This window comes from Phaeobacter sp. QD34_24 (assembly GCF_028890115.1).
GTDB lineage: Bacteria > Pseudomonadota > Alphaproteobacteria > Rhodobacterales > Rhodobacteraceae > Phycobacter.
Genome location: NZ_JARCJD010000006.1, coordinates 176381 through 193777 on the forward strand (window position 1 = coordinate 176381; position 17397 = coordinate 193777).

Genomic DNA, 17397 nt, shown 5'->3' on the forward strand with positions numbered 1-17397 from the left:
TCGGACCTCAAAGATCCTTTGTCACGCCAGTGCGCGTTCGGCGCGTTGATCGACCAGAAGATCGGTGACCATGGCGCCCACCCACATGCAGAACAGTGCCAGCCAGGCGGTTCCGGCAAAGATTGATCCGCCGGTGACGCCCGCGCCGATGGCGCAGCCACCTGCCAGCATGCCGCCAAAGCCCATCAGTGCGGCGCCGATCATCGCCTTGCGCATGGTGACGGGACCGTCAAAAGCCTGGATCTTCATCTCTCCGGCAAGGGTGGCGGCGATCATCGCGCCGATGAAGACGCCAGGCACCAGGCCCACGTCGAATTCCAGAATGGCGTTGCGATCCAGGAAGAACATCAGCGTATGGGCCGAGGGTCCGGTGAAAGTGGCGCTTTCGATCTGCACCGGGTCAAAGGCCACAAGGCTCAGGCCATGGGTGAGCACCCAGCCCAAGGCGACGGCAAAGCCCACGCCCGAGGCAAACACCAGCCGCGCCGCGCCGATACGGTTCCTGCGCGACAACCACAGTGCCAGCACCGCAATCGCCGCGCCCAGTGCCAGCCCGCCCCATTCTGGCAGGCCCGCGACGGCCATCAGATCCATGTTGCGCCCGCCTGAGGTGACCCAGAGCGCGGCCAGCTTGTCGCGCAGGGGCGAGAGCACGCCCGCAAGGCTCATCTGGGCCACAACGGCAAAGATCAGACCCGAGACGACAGACCGCAGGTTGCCGGTGGCCGCCAGCACCAGCAAGCGACCCGAACAGCCCCGCGCCAGCACCATGCCCGCGCCGAACAGAAAGCCGCCGATCACGGCGCCGGACCAGCTGCCGGGCACGGCCATCATCCGCGCATCCGCTGAACTCATCAGCCCCAAAAGCTCGGCCGCCTGCACCCAGACCACGGCGGTGGAAAAGGTCAAAAGCCACACCGCGACCTTGTCTTCCATCCGCCCGCGGGCGAATTCCACCGCCGCGGCGCGCAGGCAGAAGCGCGAGCGCTGGGCGGCAATGCCAAAGGTCAGCCCGGTGGCCAGGCCAAACAGGGCCGCCGTCGGAGCCTCTCCGATACGTTCGACAATTGATACCAGATCCATAGCGCGTCCCCTGATCCATGCACGCATCCTAATATGTATGAAATGTGACCCTCGCATTGATGCAGATCAGATGTGCGCGCGGTGTTTTGCCCTCGCCAGAACCGGGAAAGAGGCGTAAAGGCTGATTTCATGTTCAAGCCGATCCCGATAGAGAGCGCGCGCGATCTGCCGCGCTGGCGCCGCCCGACCACGCTGCTGTTCGTCATGGCGCTCTGCATGCCGATTGCCTTCAACGCCTGGAATGCGCTGCTCAACAACTTCGTGATCGAGGTCGCTGATTTCGACGGCGCCGACATCGGCCTGCTGCACACGGTGCGCGAGATCCCCGGCTTTTTGGCCATCGGGGTGATCGCGGTGATCATGCTGGTGCGCGAACAGGTGCTGGGTCTGGTCTCACTGATGCTGTTGGGGGCGGCTACGGCGGTTACGGCCTGGTTTCCGTCGCTGGGCGGGATCCTGACCATCACCATGCTGTCCTCGATCGGTTTTCACTACTACGAGACGGTGAACCAGTCGCTGCAGCTGCAATGGCTGCCGAAAGACCGCGCACCGCAGATGCTGGGCTGGCTGTTGGCGGCGGGGTCGGCGGCGACTCTGGTGGTCTACGGGCTGATCGTGCTTCTGTGGGAGCCTTTGAGCCTCAGCTACAATGTGGTGTTCATGACCGCAGGCGGGGTGACGACGCTGCTCGCCCTTGTCTGCCTGATGGCCTACCCGCAGTTCGAGGCGCCGCATCCGCAGGTCAAGAAGCTGGTGCTGCGCCGCCGTTACTGGCTTTATTATGCGCTGCAGTTTATGGCCGGTGCGCGGCGGCAGATCTTTGTGGTCTTTGCGGGCTTCATGATGGTGGAGAAATTCGGCTTTGACGTCCACGAGGTCACCGGATTGTTTCTGATCAACCTGGTGATCAACATGGCCGTCGCGCCGCTGCTGGGTCGCTTCGTGGCCACATTTGGCGAGCGGCGCACGCTGATCTTCGAATATGCCGGTCTTGCCACCGTCTTTGCGCTTTATGGCGGGCTTTACTGGTTTGGCTGGGGTGTGTTGCTGGCGGCGACGCTCTACGTGATCGATCACGTGCTCTTTGCGCTGGCGCTGGCGCTCAAGACCTATTTCCAGAAGATCGCAGATCCCGGTGACATCGCGCCCACCGCCGCCGTGGCCTTTACCATCAACCATATCGCGGCGGTGTTCCTGCCGGTGCTCCTGGGCATGCTCTGGGTGATCTCGCCCGGTGCGGTCTTTGGCCTGGCGGCGGCGATGGCGCTGGTATCGCTGACGCTGGCCTGCCTGATCCCGCGCCACCCCGAGCCGGGCAACGAGACGGTGTTCTCCAAGTACCTCTCTGCCGCGCCTGCCGAGTGAGGCGTTCGGTGCTTGTGCTTGACGCCGGGCCGCGCGCGGCCTAGGCGCATGTCAGCAATCCCTGGAGAGACGCCATGCCCACCTTCACCGCCCTGACCACCCTCACCGGAAAAGCCAAAGCCGAGGCGCTGGGCGAGGCGATGGAACGACTGATGCCCGAACCCACCGGCGTCGGTGTCTTCGAGATCGAGGATGGATCCGGCCTCTGGGAGGTTGGCGGCTATTTCACCGAAGCCCCGGACGAGGCGGGGCTGGCGCTGCTTGCGACGATGCATGAGGCAAAACCCTTTGCCGTGTCTGAACTGCCGGAAACCGATTGGGTTGCCCATGTGCGCCGCGAGCTGGCTCCGGTGGAGGCCGGGCGGTTCTTCGTCTACGGCAGCCATGACGCGGACAAGGTGCCTGCGGGCAAGATTCCGCTGCTGATCGAGGCGGCGATGGCATTCGGCACCGGCCACCACGGCACCACGCTGGGCTGCCTGCGCGCCCTGGATCATCTGATCGACACCGGGTTTGCCGGCGCCAAGGTGGCTGACATTGGTTGCGGCACCGCGGTTCTGGCCATGGCGGCGGCTCGGGTCTGGGACGGGCAGTTCATCGCCAGCGACATCGACGAGGTCGCGGTCGAGGTGGCCGAGGCCAACCTCAAGGCCAACGACATGGCCGGGCAGGTGACCTGCCTGGAGGCCGCCGGGTTCGATCATGCGGATCTGAAGGCCGCGGCGCCCTATGACCTGATCTTTGCCAATATCCTGAAAGGGCCGCTGGTGGCCCTGTCGCCCGATATTGCCGCCAACCTGCGCGCGGGCGGATATGCGATCCTGTCCGGTATCCTCAACGATCAGGCCGACAATGTGATCGCGGTCTACGGCGAGAACGGCCTTGCCTTGCAGCGCCGGGATGAGATCGGCGAATGGACCACGCTGCTGTTGAAAAAAACGGGCTGATTGAACCAAGTTTATCGAGAATTTTAGAAAACTGCCCAAAACTTGCCACATTTCCGTCGCATGGTGACTCATCCGCTGGTGGGGGCCAGTTCGGGGAGCTCATGGTATGGGCAAACAACATCGAGAATTCAACGCGCGTCTGCGCCGTCTTGAAGACAAGCACGAGGCCATGTCATCGGGCTATTCGGCGCATGTCGGCTCGGACGGGCTGATCATGGTGAAGCCGCGCAGATCGCGTGCGTCCCGGTCTCGGGTGACGCCGCGCGCTGTCGTCTTTCTTCTCTGCTCCGTCTTCCTGTTCAAAGGGTTCCTGATGGCGAGCTTGGGCTTTGCAAGCTACGATGCACGCGTGGCCGAGCTGTCGCGCGGCATTGCGGTGGAGCGGGCCGGGGCCTTTGTCATGCAAGCCGAGCCGATTTCCGTCCTGATCGGACAAAAGCTGCGCCCCTACGTGCATTGATGGGACCCGATCTGCCTGCGTCGCAGGCTCTGTGATCAAATGAAAAATAAAAACGCCGCAGCCCGGGTCGGGTCTGCGGCGGTCTTGTCTGCCCCCGAGGGAAAAGGGTTGGCAGTCAGATTGCTGGGTGATCAGCGGTGCGATTTGCCCAGGGCAATATCGTCGATATCGCCGCGGCACATGCCGATATCGGCCAGATCGCGGTCGCTGAGCGCCGACAGGGCGTTGCGGGTGGCGCGGGCGTCGTTCCAAGCCACGGCCGATGCCAGGGCATTGTCCAGAAGGCCGCCGATACGACCAAACAGGCCGGTGGAGCCATAGGTGGTGCGGGTGGTGTCAAATGCAGCCATATCCTTGTCCTCTTGGGTATGTGTTTCAAAATGCGCCGGGGCCGTGAAGTGGTGCGAGTGGGCCGTTGCGCGTTAAGCGGCAGGTAGAGGCGAAATCTTCCCCCAGCAAGATCGATTTTTGCATAGCACTACGCGCTTTTTGCATAGCTCTCGCCCTTGCAAATAAGGGGAATGCGCCAATTGGGAGCAGGCGGCTGCAAAATGTCGCGACCAGACATCGATGTGGCGTTTTCGTCTCTTGTTTTCTCACCCCAAGGGAGAAGGCCAAGGCAAAAGCGATTGGCTATGTTCGCCTTTTGTGCTAACTCATTTCAAAACAATTCGAATGAACAGGCAGGGGCAGGGCGGATATGCGGATTTTGGGGATCGATCCGGGGCTGCGGACCCTGGGCTGGGGGATCATCGAATCGCAAGGCACGCGGCTGTCCCATGTGGCCAACGGGCTGTGTCATTCCGATGGCGATGATCTGGGCGAGCGGCTGTTGTCGCTGCACAATCAGGTGGGCGAGGTGATCGCGCAATATTGCCCGGATCAGGCCGCCATCGAACAGACCTTCGTGAACAAGGATGGTGCGGGCACGCTGAAGCTGGGGCAGGCGCGGGGCGTCGCGCTTCTGACCCTGGCCAAGGCCGGGCTGCCGGTGGGCGAATATGCCCCCAACCGCGTGAAGAAAACGGTGGTGGGCGTGGGACATGCGGACAAGGGGCAGATCCTGCATATGGTGAAGCTGCAGCTGCCCGGCTGTAACCCCAAGGGCGCCGATGCCGCCGATGCGCTGGCCATTGCCATTTGCCATGCCTATTACGGGGGCACGCAACAGCGGGTGTTGAAGGAGGTGCGCGCATGATCGGCAAGCTGACCGGACGGCTGGAGTATCGCGCAGCGGACCACGTGCTGATCGATGTGCGCGGCGTCGGCTATATCGTCTATTGCTCGGATCGCACCCTTGCGGCCCTGCCCGGCGTCGGTGAACCGGTGGCGCTTTATACCGAACTCCTGGTGCGTGAAGACCTGATGCAGCTTTATGGCTTTCCCTCGCTGGTGGAAAAGGAATGGCATCGCCTGCTGACCTCGGTGCAGGGGGTGGGGGCCAAGGTTTCGCTCGCCATCCTGGGCGCGCTTGGTCCCGACGGGGTAAGCCGCGCCATTGCCCTGGGCGACTGGGCGGCTGTGAAGGCCGCCAAGGGCGTCGGCCCCAAGACCGCGCAGCGCATCGTTCTGGATCTGAAGGACAAGGCACCCGGGGTGATGGCCATGGGCGGCACGGTGTCCGAGGCGATGGAGGGTCCCTCGCTTGCGGATGTGGTGGAGCCTGCCGAGGCTACGCCTGCGCCGAAAAAGGGGAAAGCGGCCAAGCCGAAACCGCCCTTGGGTGCGGCCGCCGCCTCTGCCGGGGCGCTTTCGGCGCTTTCGAACCTCGGCTATGGCCCGTCCGAGGCCGCCGCTGCCGTGGCCGAGGCTGCGGGTGACAGCCCCGAGGCCGGAGAGGCCGAATTGATCCGCGCGGCCCTGCGCCTCTTGGCGCCAAAGGGGTAAGCCGTGATGATTGATGCAGATCCGACCCTGCGCCCCGCGCCCCTGCCCGAGGACAGCGAACAGGACAACGACCGCGCCCTGCGCCCGCAAGGCCTGTCGGAATTCATCGGTCAGGCCGAGGCCCGCGCCAACCTGCGCGTCTTTATCGAAAGCGCCCGCCGCCGCGGCGAGGCGATGGATCACACCCTGTTTCACGGGCCACCGGGCCTGGGCAAGACGACGCTGGCGCAGATCGTGGCGCGGGAGCTGGGAGTGAATTTCCGCATGACCTCGGGGCCGGTTTTGGCCAAGGCGGGCGATCTGGCGGCGATCCTCACGAACCTCGAGGCGCGCGATGTCCTGTTCATCGACGAGATCCACAGGCTCAATCCGGCTGTGGAGGAGGTGCTTTACCCGGCGATGGAGGATTTCGAGCTGGATCTGGTGATCGGCGAAGGCCCCGCCGCCCGTACGGTGCGGATCGAGTTGCAGCCCTTCACCCTGGTGGGGGCGACGACGCGTATGGGGCTTTTGACCACGCCGCTGAGGGACCGGTTCGGCATTCCGACACGGCTGCAGTTTTACACGGTGGATGAGCTGCATGAGATCGTCAGCCGTAACGCCCGCAAGCTGGGCGCGCCGGCGGATGACGCCGGCGCACGGGAGATCGCGCGGCGCGCGCGCGGCACCCCAAGGATCGCCGGTCGGCTCTTGCGCCGCGTGGTGGACTTTGCGGTGGTCGAGGGCGATGGAACGATCACTCGTGATCTAGCGGACGGTGCGCTGACGCGGCTTGGGGTGGACAACCTGGGCCTGGATGGAGCGGACCGGCGGTATTTGCGACTGATTGCCGAGAATTACTCAGGCGGGCCGGTGGGGATCGAGACCCTGTCTGCGGCGCTGAGCGAAAGCCGTGATGCGCTGGAGGAGGTGATTGAGCCCTACCTGTTGCAGCAGGGGCTGATCCAGCGCACTCCGCGTGGGCGGATGCTGGCGCAGAAGGCTTGGATGCATCTGGGGATTGCGCCGCCCAAATCGCAGAGTGATCTGTTTTCCTGAGAGGCAGCCTCTCCCGCCCGTCGCTTTGGCATTGAAAATGCCGTGCTCCCGTTGGGCAGGGCGCCGCTAACGCGGCGCGAGATTTGCTGAGAGGTGTCTTGAGGAGCAGATTTGCTCCTCAAGACACCAGTCCCAGTATTGGCAGTCCTTTGCCGCCTCAAGGGTAAACCACGCGTGCCGCGTGGCCGCATGCGCGGCCCTTGACCCGGAAAAGGACAGGGGTACGCCCTGGGGCAGCCGCGTCGCGACAGCGGCGCCGCGCCCAAGGCCGCCAAGGGGTATCGGCGCAGCCGATGCATCTGCGGGCGCGGGAGCACGCCCTTGCCGTTCGGGGCAGAGCAGCTTAGACGCAGGCGGAAACAGACGGGCAATCGTAGTGGAGCCGTTCTCATGACACTGGACCTGACACCGGATCTGATCGAAGCGCTGTTTCTGCGAGGGGATGGAACCTACGCCTTTGCGCGGTGGGGGCGACCGATTGCGCCGATCGTCGTTGGGGTCGAGGAAGAGACGCTCAAGACCCTCAAGGGCGCGCTGGAGGCCGTGGTGACCCTGGCAGGGCACCAGATGGCAGAGACCGACCCGGAACTCGGCAGCAATCTCATGTTCTTTTTCTTTCGCGACTGGGATGAACTGCTTGAGGTTCCCGATCTTGACCGCCTGATCCCCGATCTTGCCCCGCTTGTTGCGCGGCTCAAGGCCACCGATGCCAGCCAGTACCGGGCGTTTCGCTTTGACGATCAGGGGGGCATTCAGGCGGCCTTTGTCTTCCTGCGCATGTCCGGCGATCTGGCGAAGATGCCTGCCGAGACGCTGGCGCTCACCCAGGCGGTGCAGGTCATGCTGATGTGGGGAGAACAGGCCTTTGCCAGGCAATCGCCGCTGGCCGTGCTGCCCGAAACCGGCGCCACCATCCTGCGCCCCGAAATTGCCGGGGTCATTGCTGCCGCCTATGACAGGATGATGCCGGTGGCGGCGGATGATGCTTCTCATGCCTTACGCCTGTTCGCACGGCTGCAGGGGGCGACGCCGGGTCACCCCATTCAATAGGAGGCCGGTCCATGCGCGCCTTTGTCGGGCTTCCCCTGCCGGATGAGGCTGCTGATGCACTGGAGCGCCTTCAGGCAGAGATCCCGGTGGGTCGCGTCGTCGTCGGCGAGAACCTGCATCTGACGCTGGCCTTTCTGGATGACCAGCCCGAGGTTGCGCTTCAGGCGCTCCATCAGGAGTTGTCGCAGATTGCGGCCGCGCCGCTCAGGCTGAACATCAAGGGGCTGGATCTGGTCGGTGGGCGCAATCCACGCATTCTGTTTGCGGCTGTGGAGCCGGATCCAACCCTCTCACGCCTGCGCGATCAGGTGCGGCGGGCGGCGGAGCGGGCCGAGATCCATTTGCCCCGCGAAAGGTTCCGCCCGCACATCACCCTGGCGCGCTTTTCCCGCGATATGCCGAACCTGCAGGCGCGCCGATTGGGGGAGTTCCTTCAGGCGCTTGGGGATTTCTCTTTGCCCGACGTGCAGATTGATCGCACGGCGCTTTTTCGTTCGACGCTCAGCCCTGATGGCGCCCGCTATGATATCTTGGCCGACTATCCGCTGAACGCTCCGGACTGCGAATAGGTCTGCCGGGCTTGCTGCCACTTGGAGCGCGCCTTAGGGTGCGACCAGCAGCAGGAGAGGGCAGAAAATGACGCATGAATTCCCGGTACGGGTCTATTACGAGGACACCGACATGGGCGGGATCGTCTATCACGCCAACTACCTGCGCTATATCGAGCGCGCCCGCAGCGATTGGGTGCGCAGGCTTGGCAACGATCAGAACGCCATGCGCGATGCGGGTCTCATCTGGGTGGTTCAGCGGATCGAGGCGGATTATCTCGCCCCTGCCAAGTTCGAAGACGATCTGACGGTGGAAACCGAGGTGGAGAAACTGACCGGCGCGCGCCTGACCATGCGCCAGCTGGTGCGTCGCGGCGATACCCCCCTGTTCAAGGCCGTTGTCACGGCAGTTTGCGTGACCGCAGCCGATGGTCGTCCGACTCGCTTGCCGGCAGAGATTCGCGCATTGCTCTAGCTCCTGCCGCCTGTTTCATTGGCTTTTCGCTTCAACTTCGGCTAGCGTTGCGCCAATCAAGGCCGCAGATAGACGGTCCAAAACGATAGAGCAGGCTAATGGAAGCAGAAACTCTGGCGCTGGCGCAGGAGATTGATTTCTCCATGTGGGGCCTTTTCGCGCGGGCCACCATCACCGTGAAACTGGTGATGCTGATGTTGATCGCAGCCTCGATATGGTCCTGGGGCATCATCTTTCAGAAACTGATCACCTACCGCAAGGCACGGGCCGAGGCGGCGGCCTTTGAGGCTGCCTTCTGGTCCGGGGAGCCGCTGGACGGGCTGTTTGACCAGTTGGGGCCGGATCCCGCGGGCCAGTCCGAGCGGATCTTTGCGGCCGGCATGGCCGAATGGCGCCGCAGCCACCGCAGCGATGGCGGTTTGATCCCCGGCGCTCAGGCGCGGATCGATCGATCGATGGATGTGGCCATCGCCAAGGAGGCGGAAGGCCTGCAGAATGGATTGCCGGTGCTGGCCTCGGTCGGCTCCACCGCGCCCTTCATCGGCTTGTTCGGCACGGTCTGGGGCATCATGCATGCCTTTGTCGAGATTGCCGAGCAGCAGAACACCAACCTTGCCGTGGTGGCGCCGGGCATTGCCGAGGCGCTGCTGGCAACGGGGCTGGGCCTTCTGGCCGCGATCCCGGCGGTGATCTTCTACAACAAGCTGAGTGCCGACAGCGACCGGATCATCGGCGGCTATGAAGCCTTTGCCGACGAGTTCGCCACCATCCTCAGCCGCCAGCTGGATTCCTGAGCAATGGGCGCGGCTGTTCAGCAAAGGGCGTCGGGGGGCGGACGCCGTCGTGGGCGCGGCCGGGGGCGGGTGCAGCCCATGGCGGAGATCAACGTCACCCCCTTCGTGGATGTGATGCTGGTGCTCCTGATCATCTTCATGGTGGCGGCACCGCTGATGACCGTCGGCGTGCCGGTGGAATTGCCGAAAACCGCTGCGGGCGCGCTGCCGGGCGACGAGGAAGAGCCGCTGACCGTGACCATGACCGCAGGCGGCGACATCCAGATCCAGACCACATCGGTGCCACGCGCCGAACTGGTGGCCAAGCTGCGCGCTATCGCCGCCGAACGCTCCTCCGACCGGATCTTCCTGCGCGCCGATGGCGCGATTGCCTATAGCGAGGTGATGCAGGTCATGGGGGCGCTCAACGCGGGCGGCTTTGCCAATGTGGGCCTTGTCACCGACACGGGCGGCCCGGCGCTGGATGGAGCATCCGTCGGCGCTGCGGGCGGTGGCGCGGACCAATAGGCGGGGGCACGGCACGTGCAGACCGGAACCAAGATCTCTCTTGCAGGGCACGCGCTGCTCCTGGGCTGGGCCGCCTTTGGCGGGTGGTTCCAGTCTGAACCCGCGCCCGTCGCAGTGCAGGAGGTCACCCTGATTTCCGCCGAGGAGTTCGCGCGCTTGAGCCAGGAGCGACAGGCGCCGGTGGTGGCGCCCGATGCCACCCAGCTCACGCCGCCGGAAGAAAGTGCCGCGCCGGAGGTCTCCCTTCCGCCCGAGCCGCGCCCGGAGCCGGAATCCCCGCGTCCTGAATCGCTGCGCCCTGAACCGCTGCCCGAGCCCACTCCGGATCCGGTGGTGGAGGATGTACCGGTGCAGGAGCCCGACCCGAAGGTGCCGGATACCCCGCCGGACGTGCAAAGGCCGCCTGAAACCCTGCCGGAAACGGCCGTGGTCCTGCCGCCGCAGCCCGAGGCACCGCAGCTTGCGCCGGTGGACCGGGTCGCGCCCGTGCCCGTGGCCCCGCCGGAACCGGATGTGGCCGTTGATGAGGTGGAACAGCCAGAGGTCTCTCCCGATGCCGGGGCCGAAGACCCGCAAGAGGTCCAGGAGGCCACCGCTCCGGAAGCTGCAACCGACCGGATCGTGACGGAGGAAAACCGCGCGCAGGACAACCAGCCCGAACAGCAGGTGGTGACGGCCCCCAGCCAGTCTCTGCGCCCCAGATCCCGCCCGGAACGGCCCAGGGTCGCGGCCACGCCGCAAGAGACGCCACAGTCCGACACTCCGGTTGAACGCTCGGCCGTGGAAGATGCCCTGGCGGCCGCCCTTGCAGGCGGTGCCGATGTGGAGGCGCCCGAACCCGCTGGCCCACCGCTGACCAGCGGCGAGAAGGACGCGCTGCGGGTGGCGGTCTCCCAGTGCTGGAACGTGGGATCATTGTCGTCGGATGCCCTGCGCACCACCGTGACCGTCGGGGTGAGCCTGTCCCAGGATGGCAAGCCCGACGTGGGGTCGATCCGCATGCTGTCTAGCACGGGCGGCTCGGCGGCCGCGGCAAAACAGGCCTACGAGGCCGCGAGACGGGCAATAATCCGCTGCGGTTCACGAGGATTTCAACTTCCCCCCGAGAAATACGCCCAATGGCGTGATATTGAGATGACATTCAATCCCGAAAGGATGCGGATCAAATGAGCACCTATCTGGCACGTTTGGCGGTTCATGGCCTTGCCCTTTGCGCTGCGGCCCTGGTGATGGCAGGCGCGGCGTTGGCGCAAACCGGGCCGCTCAGGATCGAAATCGATCAGGGTGTGATCGAACCCTTGCCCTATGCGGTGCCGGATTTCATCCCCGAGGATGCGGCGGCCTCGGAATATGCGTCCTTGATTGCCCGGGTGGTGGCGGCGGACCTGAGCGGCACCGGCCTGTTCCGCGAAGTGCCCGCCTCGGCGCATATCTCCAAGATCACCGGTTTTGACGATCCGGTGCGTTTCGCCGACTGGAAGGCGGTCAATGCCCAGGCGCTGATTGCTGGCGCCGTCACCGTCAAGGGGCGGCAGCTGACCGTGCGCTTCCGGTCCTATGATGTCTTTGCCGAAAATGAACTTGGCGGCGGCTTGCAGTTTTCCGGTTCCACCGATGGCTGGCGGCGGATGGCCCATAAGGTGGCTGATGCGGTCTACAGCCGGATCACCGGCGAGGGCGGCTATTTCGACAGCCGGGTGGTCTTCGTGTCGGAAACCGGTCCCAAGAACGACCGGCGCAAGCGCCTGGCGATCATGGATTATGACGGCGCCAATGTGCAGTATCTGACCAACAGCGAGGCAATCGTGCTGGCGCCGCGGTTTTCACCCACCGGCGACCGGGTGCTTTATACCAGCTACGAGACCGGTTTCCCGCAGATCCATGTGCTGGACGTGGGCAAGGTGCAGCGGCGGATCCTGTCGACCGATGAGGGCATTATGAGCTTTGCGCCGCGGTTTTCGCCGGATGGGCGCACCGTGGTCTATTCCCAGTCGCAAGGCGGCAACACGGATCTGTTCACCATGGACATTGCCAGCGGTCAGCGCAGCCGCCTGACCACGGCGCCCTCGATCGAGACCGCCCCCTCCTTTTCGCCTGACGGCAGCCAGATCGTCTTTGAAAGCGACCGCTCCGGCGCACCGCAGCTCTATGTGATGCCTGCCTCGGGTGGCGCGGCGCAACGGATCAGTTTCGGTACCGGGCGCTATGGCACGCCGGTCTGGTCGCCGCGCGGGGATCTCATCGCTTTTACCAAGCAGAACAAGGGCCGCTTTCACATCGGCGTCATGCGGGCCGACGGCAGCGAGGAGCGCTTGCTCACGGCGTCCTTCCTGGACGAGGGGCCGACCTGGTCTCCGAACGGGCGGGTGATCATGTTCACCCGCGAAACCCAGGGCGCAAGCGGACGCGCCCTGCTTTATTCGGTAGATATCTCGGGGCGGAACCTGAAACCGGTGCGCACCCCTGATGGGGCGTCGGATCCGGCCTGGTCACCGCTGCAGAACTAGGCCCTGTCGGTGAAACGAACGCCTTTTGGGCATAAATACCAGCATGGCGGCCTCACTCAACATATGGTAGGTTGCCGACAAGAAACGCGAAGGGATTGAGTATGAGCGGTTTGAACAAGGCACTTCTGGTGGTCGCGGCCCTCGGTCTGGCGGCCTGTGGCGATACCTCCTGGGACGATACCCGCTTTAACGGCACGGGCGCCGGTGTCGGCGCGGCGGGCTCGGCCTCGGATCCCGCCAGCCCCGCCTATTTCCAGGAGGCCATCGGCGATCGGGTGCTGTTCGCGGTGGATCAATCCACGCTGTCTCCCGAGGCCGAGGCGGTTCTGCGCGGCCAGGCAGGCTGGCTGCTGACCAATACGGATTACAATGTCACCATTCAGGGCCATGCAGACGAGCAGGGCACCCGGGAATACAACCTGGCCCTAGGCGCCCGCCGCGCCAATGCGGCGCGGGAATTCCTGATTTCGCAAGGGGTGGCGGGCGATCGCATCCAGGTGGTCAGCTTTGGCAAGGAGCGCCCGCTCGAGATCTGCTCGGCCGAAAGCTGCTATGCCAAGAACCGCCGCGCGGTCACGGTACTGGCCAGCGGGCTGACGGGGTAACGCCATGAAACTGATCCGTGCCGCCCTGATTGCCACGACCGTATGCGCGCCGCTGCCCGCTTTGGCGCAGGATCAGCAGACGCTGGCGGATATTCGACAAGAGCTGACCGTGCTGCATGTGGAGATCCAGCGGCTCAACCGCGAGCTTTCGACCACCGGCGCGCCGTCCACCAATCTGGCAGGTACATCGGTTCTGGACCGGGTCGCGGCGATCGAGATGGAACTGCAGCGGCTCACCGCCCAGACCGAACAGCTGGAGTATCGGATCAACCGGATCGTGACCGATGGCACCAACCGGATCGGTGACCTTGAATTCCGCCTGGTGGAGCTTGAGGGCGGCGATATAGCGGCGCTGGGCGAGACCACGACCCTTGGCGGCGATGGCGCTGCGCAAGACACTGGAACGCCCGCACCTCTGCCCACCGCTGCCGAGGAACTGGCCGTGGGGGAGCGCGCCGATTTCGATGCGGCCAAGGCTGCGCTTGATGCGGGCAGCTATCAGGCGGCAGCAGAGCAATTTGCGGCCTTCAACGCGGCCTATCCGGGCAGCCCGCTGGCGGTTAAGGCCGATTTCCATCGCGGTAAGGCGATGGAGGGCATGGGCGACACCCGCGAGGCGGCCCGGGCCTATCTGGCGGCCTTTACCGGCGATGCGGTTGGCCCGGTGGCGCCCGAAGCCCTGTTCGAGCTGGGCGCGGCCCTGGGCCGGTTGGGGCAGATGGATCAGGCCTGTATCACCCTGTCGGAAGTGGGCGCGCGGTTTGCCGGTCATGACACCGTCGCCAAGGCCAAGGCCGAGATGGCGCGGCTGAGCTGTTCTTGACGCAAGACACCGCCGATATTCTAGAACATCTGCGCGCCGGGCTGCCTGCGTCGCTGCCAGAGCGGGTCGGGGTCGCGGTCTCTGGCGGCAGCGACTCGGTCGCACTTCTGCATCTTCTGCATCGCTGCCTGCACCCTCAAGGGATCGAAATCTGCGCGGTCACTGTCGATCATGGTTTGCGTCCGGCCTCTGCCGCAGAGGCGCAGCAGGTTGCAGGTCTTGCGCGGGACCTGGGCGTTTCCCACGACATTCTGCACTGGCATGAAGGGCCTTCGGTCGGCAACCTCCAGGACCAGGCCCGGCGCGCGCGCTATGCCCTGATGGCCGAATGGGCCGCGGGCAGGGGGATCTCGCATCTGGCACTGGGCCATACGGCGGACGATCAGGCCGAGACCCTGTTGATGCGCTTGAAACGTGCCTCGGGCGTGAGTGGCCTTTCGGCCATGTCGGTGACGCGGCGGATGGGGGCGGTGACCCTCTGGCGCCCGCTGCTGGAGCTGCGCCGCGCCGAGCTGCGGCAGTATCTGTTGGATCAGGGCGTCAGCTGGATCGAGGACCCTTCGAACCAGGATCCGCGATTCGACCGGGTGCGGATGCGCGCAGCGCTGCCCCTGCTGGAGGATTTGGGGCTAGGTGTCGAGGCGCTGGTGACGGTTGCTCAGAACATGGCCCAGGCCCGGCAGGCGCTGGATCACTATGCTGACCGTGCGGCGCGGGATCTGGCACGGGTCCGTGCCGGCGCAATCTCCCTCGATGGCGCGGGATTTGCTGCGCTGCCCGATGAAATTGCCTATCGATTGCTCACCGCGGCAATCATTTGGGTCGCTGGCGCGCAGTATCCGCCACGCCGCGCACCGATGATGGCGGCGCTCGCCGCCGCGCGCAGCGGGCGCGGGCGTACCCTGTCGGGGGCGCGTATCCTGTGCCGCAAGGGCCAGGTCTGGATCTGCCGCGAAGCGCAGGCACTACGGGACAGGACCTGCAGCGTGGATCGGGTCTGGGATAGTCGCTGGAAGCTTTTTGCTGAAAATGCAGAGGCTTGCCAGATCCGTGCCCTGGGGCCGGAGGGATTGAGGCACTGCCCGGACTGGCGCGACCTGGACCTGCCAGGACCGGTTCTGGAGGTCACGCCCGCCCTTTGGTGCGGCGATGAACTGTGCGCGGCGCCCCTGGCCGGATCCAAGCAGGGATGCCGGGCCGAATTGATCCGGGGTGAAGAAGAGTTCCATGCATCCTTTTTATCGCATTGAACCTCACTGAATGTTCCCTATTTTAAGCGCAACGCAGGCGGTCCTTGTGCCGTCTGGAACATTGGGAGATTTTCCTTGGGCAATGCACGCAATATCGCCTTCTGGGTTGTTCTGTTCCTGCTGATCCTGGCGCTGTTCAATCTGTTCAGCGGGTCCGGCAGCACCATGCAGAGCCGTGAACGCACCTATTCCGACTTTGTTGCCGCCGTCGAGGGCGGCCAGGTCGGCACCGTCACGCTGGACGGAGAGCAGGTGCGCTACACCACCTCGGACGGGCAGAGCTATGTCACCATCAAGCCAGGCGACGCCGAAGTCACCTCGATGCTGATCGAGAACAACATTCCGGTTCGCGCCGAAAAGCAGGAGCAGTCGGGCTTCCAGTCCTTCCTGATCACCCTCCTGCCGTTCCTGCTGTTGATCGGGGTCTGGGTCTATTTCATGAACCGCATGCAGGGCGGCGGCAAGGGCGGTGCCATGGGCTTTGGCAAATCCAAGGCCAAGATGCTGACCGAGAAACATGGTCGCGTCACCTTTGACGATGTTGCCGGCATTGACGAGGCCAAGGAAGAGCTGGAAGAGATCGTCGAATTCCTGCGCAACCCGCAGAAATTCTCGCGCCTGGGCGGCAAGATCCCGAAAGGCGCACTGCTGGTGGGCCCTCCGGGCACCGGTAAGACGCTTCTGGCCCGTGCCATCGCGGGTGAGGCGGGCGTGCCCTTCTTCACCATTTCCGGGTCGGACTTCGTTGAAATGTTCGTTGGTGTCGGTGCATCGCGTGTGCGCGACATGTTTGAACAGGCCAAGAAGAACGCGCCCTGCATCGTCTTCATCGACGAGATCGACGCCGTGGGGCGCCATCGTGGCGCCGGGTATGGCGGCGGCAATGACGAGCGCGAGCAGACGCTGAACCAGCTGCTGGTGGAAATGGACGGCTTCGAGGCCAACGAGGGCGTTATCATCCTCGCCGCCACCAACCGCCGCGACGTTCTGGACCCCGCACTGCTGCGTCCGGGTCGCTTTGACCGCAACGTCACCGTCGGCAATCCTGATATCAAGGGCCGCGAAAAGATCCTGGGCGTGCATGCGCGCAAGACCTCGCTTGGCCCCGATGTGGACCTGCGCATCATTGCGCGCGGCACGCCGGGGTTCTCGGGTGCGGATCTGGCGAACCTGGTGAACGAGGCCGCGCTGATGGCGGCCCGCGTCGGTCGTCGCTTTGTCACCATGGAAGACTTCGAGAACGCCAAGGACAAGGTGATGATGGGGGCAGAGCGCCGCTCGATGGTGCTGACCGCGGATCAGAAGGAAAAGACCGCCTATCATGAGGCCGGTCACGCCGTGGTGGGTCTGAAACTGCCCGAGTGCGATCCGGTCTACAAGGCGACCATCATTCCGCGCGGTGGCGCCCTGGGAATGGTGGTGAGCCTGCCCGAGATGGACCGTCTCAACTGGCACAAGGACGAGTGCGAGCAGAAGCTGGCGATGACCATGGCCGGCAAGGCCGCCGAGATCATCAAATACGGTGAGAACCATGTCTCCAACGGTCCGGCAGGCGACATCCAGCAGGCCAGCCAGCTGGCGCGCGCCATGGTGATGCGCTGGGGCATGTCCGACAAGGTCGGCAATATCGACTATGCCGAGGCGCATGAAGGCTATAGCGGCAACACGGCCGGCTTCTCGGTCTCGGCCCACACCAAGGAGATGATCGAGGATGAGGTGCGCTCTTTCATCCAGAACGGCTATGAGCGGGCCTATCAGATCCTGACCGATCATCATGACGAGTGGGAACGCCTGGCGCAGGGCCTCTTGGAGTATGAAACCCTGACCGGGGATGAGATCAAGCGTGTGATGAACGGCGAGCCGCCGCATTCCGGTGCGGATGAGGGCGACGATGCCGACCAGGGCAGTGCCTCGATCACATCGGTGCCCAAGGCCAAGCCGAAGAAGTCTCCGCCTGAAGGGGGCATGGAGCCTGAACCCTCGGCTTAAGCAGCATCGAAAGCTGTGAATACTGTGAATAAGATGAGGCCCGGTCAGTGACCGGGCCTTTTTGGTCTT

19 protein-coding genes are annotated in these 17397 nt (G+C 64.4%); 17 read left to right on the forward strand and 2 right to left on the reverse strand.

From position 1 onward, the window contains the following. Nucleotides 1-21: 21 nt before the first annotated feature. Nucleotides 22-1083: a YeeE/YedE family protein gene (locus PXK07_RS07000; RefSeq protein WP_274847489.1), complete on the reverse strand. Its 1062-nt coding sequence runs from the start codon at nucleotides 1081-1083 to the stop codon at nucleotides 22-24. Between the two features lie 129 nt (nucleotides 1084-1212). Here PXK07_RS07000 and PXK07_RS07005 point away from each other — a divergent pair, with 129 nt between their 5' ends. From PXK07_RS07005 to PXK07_RS07015, 3 genes are all read left to right on the forward strand, one after another. Next, nucleotides 1213-2448, forward strand: coding sequence for an MFS transporter (locus tag PXK07_RS07005; protein ID WP_274847490.1), 1236 nt, complete (start codon nucleotides 1213-1215; stop codon nucleotides 2446-2448). 74 nt (nucleotides 2449-2522) lie between these two features. Further along, on the forward strand, nucleotides 2523-3395 hold the full coding sequence (locus tag PXK07_RS07010) for a 50S ribosomal protein L11 methyltransferase (RefSeq protein WP_274847491.1): 873 nt from the start codon (nucleotides 2523-2525) through the stop codon (nucleotides 3393-3395). Between the two features lie 106 nt (nucleotides 3396-3501). Beyond that, entirely contained in the window at nucleotides 3502-3855 is a 354-nt protein-coding gene (locus PXK07_RS07015) for a hypothetical protein (protein WP_274847492.1), read from the forward strand. A 131-nt stretch (nucleotides 3856-3986) separates the two neighbouring features. Here the strand turns inward: PXK07_RS07015 and PXK07_RS07020 are convergent, their stop codons facing one another. After that, on the reverse strand, nucleotides 3987-4205 hold the full coding sequence (locus PXK07_RS07020; RefSeq protein WP_274847493.1) for a DUF1127 domain-containing protein: 219 nt from the start codon (nucleotides 4203-4205) through the stop codon (nucleotides 3987-3989). Between the two features lie 350 nt (nucleotides 4206-4555). Between PXK07_RS07020 and ruvC the strand changes: the two genes are divergently transcribed. From ruvC to ftsH, 14 genes are all read left to right on the forward strand, one after another. Next, nucleotides 4556-5053 (forward strand): crossover junction endodeoxyribonuclease RuvC, encoded by a 498-nt coding sequence (ruvC, locus tag PXK07_RS07025; RefSeq protein WP_274847494.1) that lies wholly within the window; start codon nucleotides 4556-4558, stop codon nucleotides 5051-5053. Beyond that, nucleotides 5050-5742, forward strand: a complete 693-nt coding sequence (ruvA, locus tag PXK07_RS07030; protein ID WP_274847495.1) for a Holliday junction branch migration protein RuvA — start codon at nucleotides 5050-5052, stop codon at nucleotides 5740-5742. Before ruvC ends, ruvA begins: the two co-directional genes overlap by 4 nt. A 6-nt stretch (nucleotides 5743-5748) precedes the next feature. Then, the gene (gene ruvB, locus PXK07_RS07035) at nucleotides 5749-6780 is read left to right on the forward strand and encodes a Holliday junction branch migration DNA helicase RuvB (protein ID WP_274847496.1); all 1032 of its coding nucleotides are present in this window, start codon (nucleotides 5749-5751) and stop codon (nucleotides 6778-6780) included. 390 nt (nucleotides 6781-7170) lie between these two features. After that, on the forward strand, nucleotides 7171-7830 hold the full coding sequence (locus PXK07_RS07040; RefSeq protein WP_274847497.1) for a hypothetical protein: 660 nt from the start codon (nucleotides 7171-7173) through the stop codon (nucleotides 7828-7830). A gap of 11 nt (nucleotides 7831-7841) precedes the next feature. Beyond that, on the forward strand, nucleotides 7842-8399 hold the full coding sequence (gene thpR, locus PXK07_RS07045; protein WP_274847498.1) for an RNA 2',3'-cyclic phosphodiesterase: 558 nt from the start codon (nucleotides 7842-7844) through the stop codon (nucleotides 8397-8399). Nucleotides 8400-8466: 67 nt separating this feature from the next. Next, on the forward strand, nucleotides 8467-8853 hold the full coding sequence (gene ybgC / locus PXK07_RS07050) for a tol-pal system-associated acyl-CoA thioesterase (protein WP_274847499.1): 387 nt from the start codon (nucleotides 8467-8469) through the stop codon (nucleotides 8851-8853). A gap of 98 nt (nucleotides 8854-8951) precedes the next feature. Beyond that, on the forward strand, nucleotides 8952-9647 hold the full coding sequence (gene tolQ, locus PXK07_RS07055) for a protein TolQ (RefSeq protein WP_274847500.1): 696 nt from the start codon (nucleotides 8952-8954) through the stop codon (nucleotides 9645-9647). A 3-nt stretch (nucleotides 9648-9650) separates the two neighbouring features. After that, complete coding sequence (gene tolR / locus PXK07_RS07060; RefSeq protein ID WP_274847501.1) at nucleotides 9651-10154, forward strand: protein TolR; 504 nt, start codon at nucleotides 9651-9653, stop codon at nucleotides 10152-10154. A gap of 15 nt (nucleotides 10155-10169) precedes the next feature. Continuing rightward, complete coding sequence (locus tag PXK07_RS07065; RefSeq protein ID WP_274847502.1) at nucleotides 10170-11324, forward strand: energy transducer TonB; 1155 nt, start codon at nucleotides 10170-10172, stop codon at nucleotides 11322-11324. 59 nt (nucleotides 11325-11383) lie between these two features. Next, nucleotides 11384-12661, forward strand: a complete 1278-nt coding sequence (gene tolB / locus PXK07_RS07070; protein ID WP_446728356.1) for a Tol-Pal system beta propeller repeat protein TolB — start codon at nucleotides 11384-11386, stop codon at nucleotides 12659-12661. A gap of 101 nt (nucleotides 12662-12762) precedes the next feature. After that, a complete protein-coding gene (gene pal, locus PXK07_RS07075; protein WP_274847504.1) occupies nucleotides 12763-13266 on the forward strand; it encodes a peptidoglycan-associated lipoprotein Pal in 504 nt (167 codons plus the stop codon). Between the two features lie 4 nt (nucleotides 13267-13270). Beyond that, a complete protein-coding gene (gene ybgF, locus PXK07_RS07080; RefSeq protein ID WP_274847505.1) occupies nucleotides 13271-14089 on the forward strand; it encodes a tol-pal system protein YbgF in 819 nt (272 codons plus the stop codon). After that, nucleotides 14086-15339, forward strand: coding sequence for a tRNA lysidine(34) synthetase TilS (gene tilS, locus PXK07_RS07085; RefSeq protein WP_274847506.1), 1254 nt, complete (start codon nucleotides 14086-14088; stop codon nucleotides 15337-15339). Before ybgF ends, tilS begins: the two co-directional genes overlap by 4 nt. Nucleotides 15340-15414: 75 nt before the next feature. Beyond that, on the forward strand, nucleotides 15415-17328 hold the full coding sequence (gene ftsH / locus PXK07_RS07090; RefSeq protein ID WP_274847507.1) for an ATP-dependent zinc metalloprotease FtsH: 1914 nt from the start codon (nucleotides 15415-15417) through the stop codon (nucleotides 17326-17328). Nucleotides 17329-17397 lie beyond the last annotated feature (69 nt).

Bases quoted from the DNA above. Each gene is read 5' to 3' on its own strand.
- ruvC (WP_274847494.1), top strand. From the start codon at position 4,556: ATGCGGATTTTGGGGATCGATCCGGGGCTGCGGACCCTGGGCTGGGGG.
- tolB (WP_446728356.1), top strand. From the start codon at position 11,384: ATGGCAGGCGCGGCGTTGGCGCAAACCGGGCCGCTCAGGATCGAAATC.
- PXK07_RS07015 (WP_274847492.1), top strand. From the start codon at position 3,502: ATGGGCAAACAACATCGAGAATTCAACGCGCGTCTGCGCCGTCTTGAA.
- tolR (WP_274847501.1), top strand. From the start codon at position 9,651: ATGGGCGCGGCTGTTCAGCAAAGGGCGTCGGGGGGCGGACGCCGTCGT.
- ybgC (WP_274847499.1), top strand. From the start codon at position 8,467: ATGACGCATGAATTCCCGGTACGGGTCTATTACGAGGACACCGACATG.
- PXK07_RS07040 (WP_274847497.1), top strand. From the start codon at position 7,171: ATGACACTGGACCTGACACCGGATCTGATCGAAGCGCTGTTTCTGCGA.
- PXK07_RS07020 (WP_274847493.1), bottom strand. From the start codon at position 4,205: ATGGCTGCATTTGACACCACCCGCACCACCTATGGCTCCACCGGCCTG.
- PXK07_RS07010 (WP_274847491.1), top strand. From the start codon at position 2,523: ATGCCCACCTTCACCGCCCTGACCACCCTCACCGGAAAAGCCAAAGCC.
- ybgF (WP_274847505.1), top strand. From the start codon at position 13,271: ATGAAACTGATCCGTGCCGCCCTGATTGCCACGACCGTATGCGCGCCG.
- thpR (WP_274847498.1), top strand. From the start codon at position 7,842: ATGCGCGCCTTTGTCGGGCTTCCCCTGCCGGATGAGGCTGCTGATGCA.
- ruvA (WP_274847495.1), top strand. From the start codon at position 5,050: ATGATCGGCAAGCTGACCGGACGGCTGGAGTATCGCGCAGCGGACCAC.
- tolQ (WP_274847500.1), top strand. From the start codon at position 8,952: ATGGAAGCAGAAACTCTGGCGCTGGCGCAGGAGATTGATTTCTCCATG.
- PXK07_RS07000 (WP_274847489.1), bottom strand. From the start codon at position 1,083: ATGGATCTGGTATCAATTGTCGAACGTATCGGAGAGGCTCCGACGGCG.
- ruvB (WP_274847496.1), top strand. From the start codon at position 5,749: ATGATTGATGCAGATCCGACCCTGCGCCCCGCGCCCCTGCCCGAGGAC.
- pal (WP_274847504.1), top strand. From the start codon at position 12,763: ATGAGCGGTTTGAACAAGGCACTTCTGGTGGTCGCGGCCCTCGGTCTG.
- PXK07_RS07005 (WP_274847490.1), top strand. From the start codon at position 1,213: ATGTTCAAGCCGATCCCGATAGAGAGCGCGCGCGATCTGCCGCGCTGG.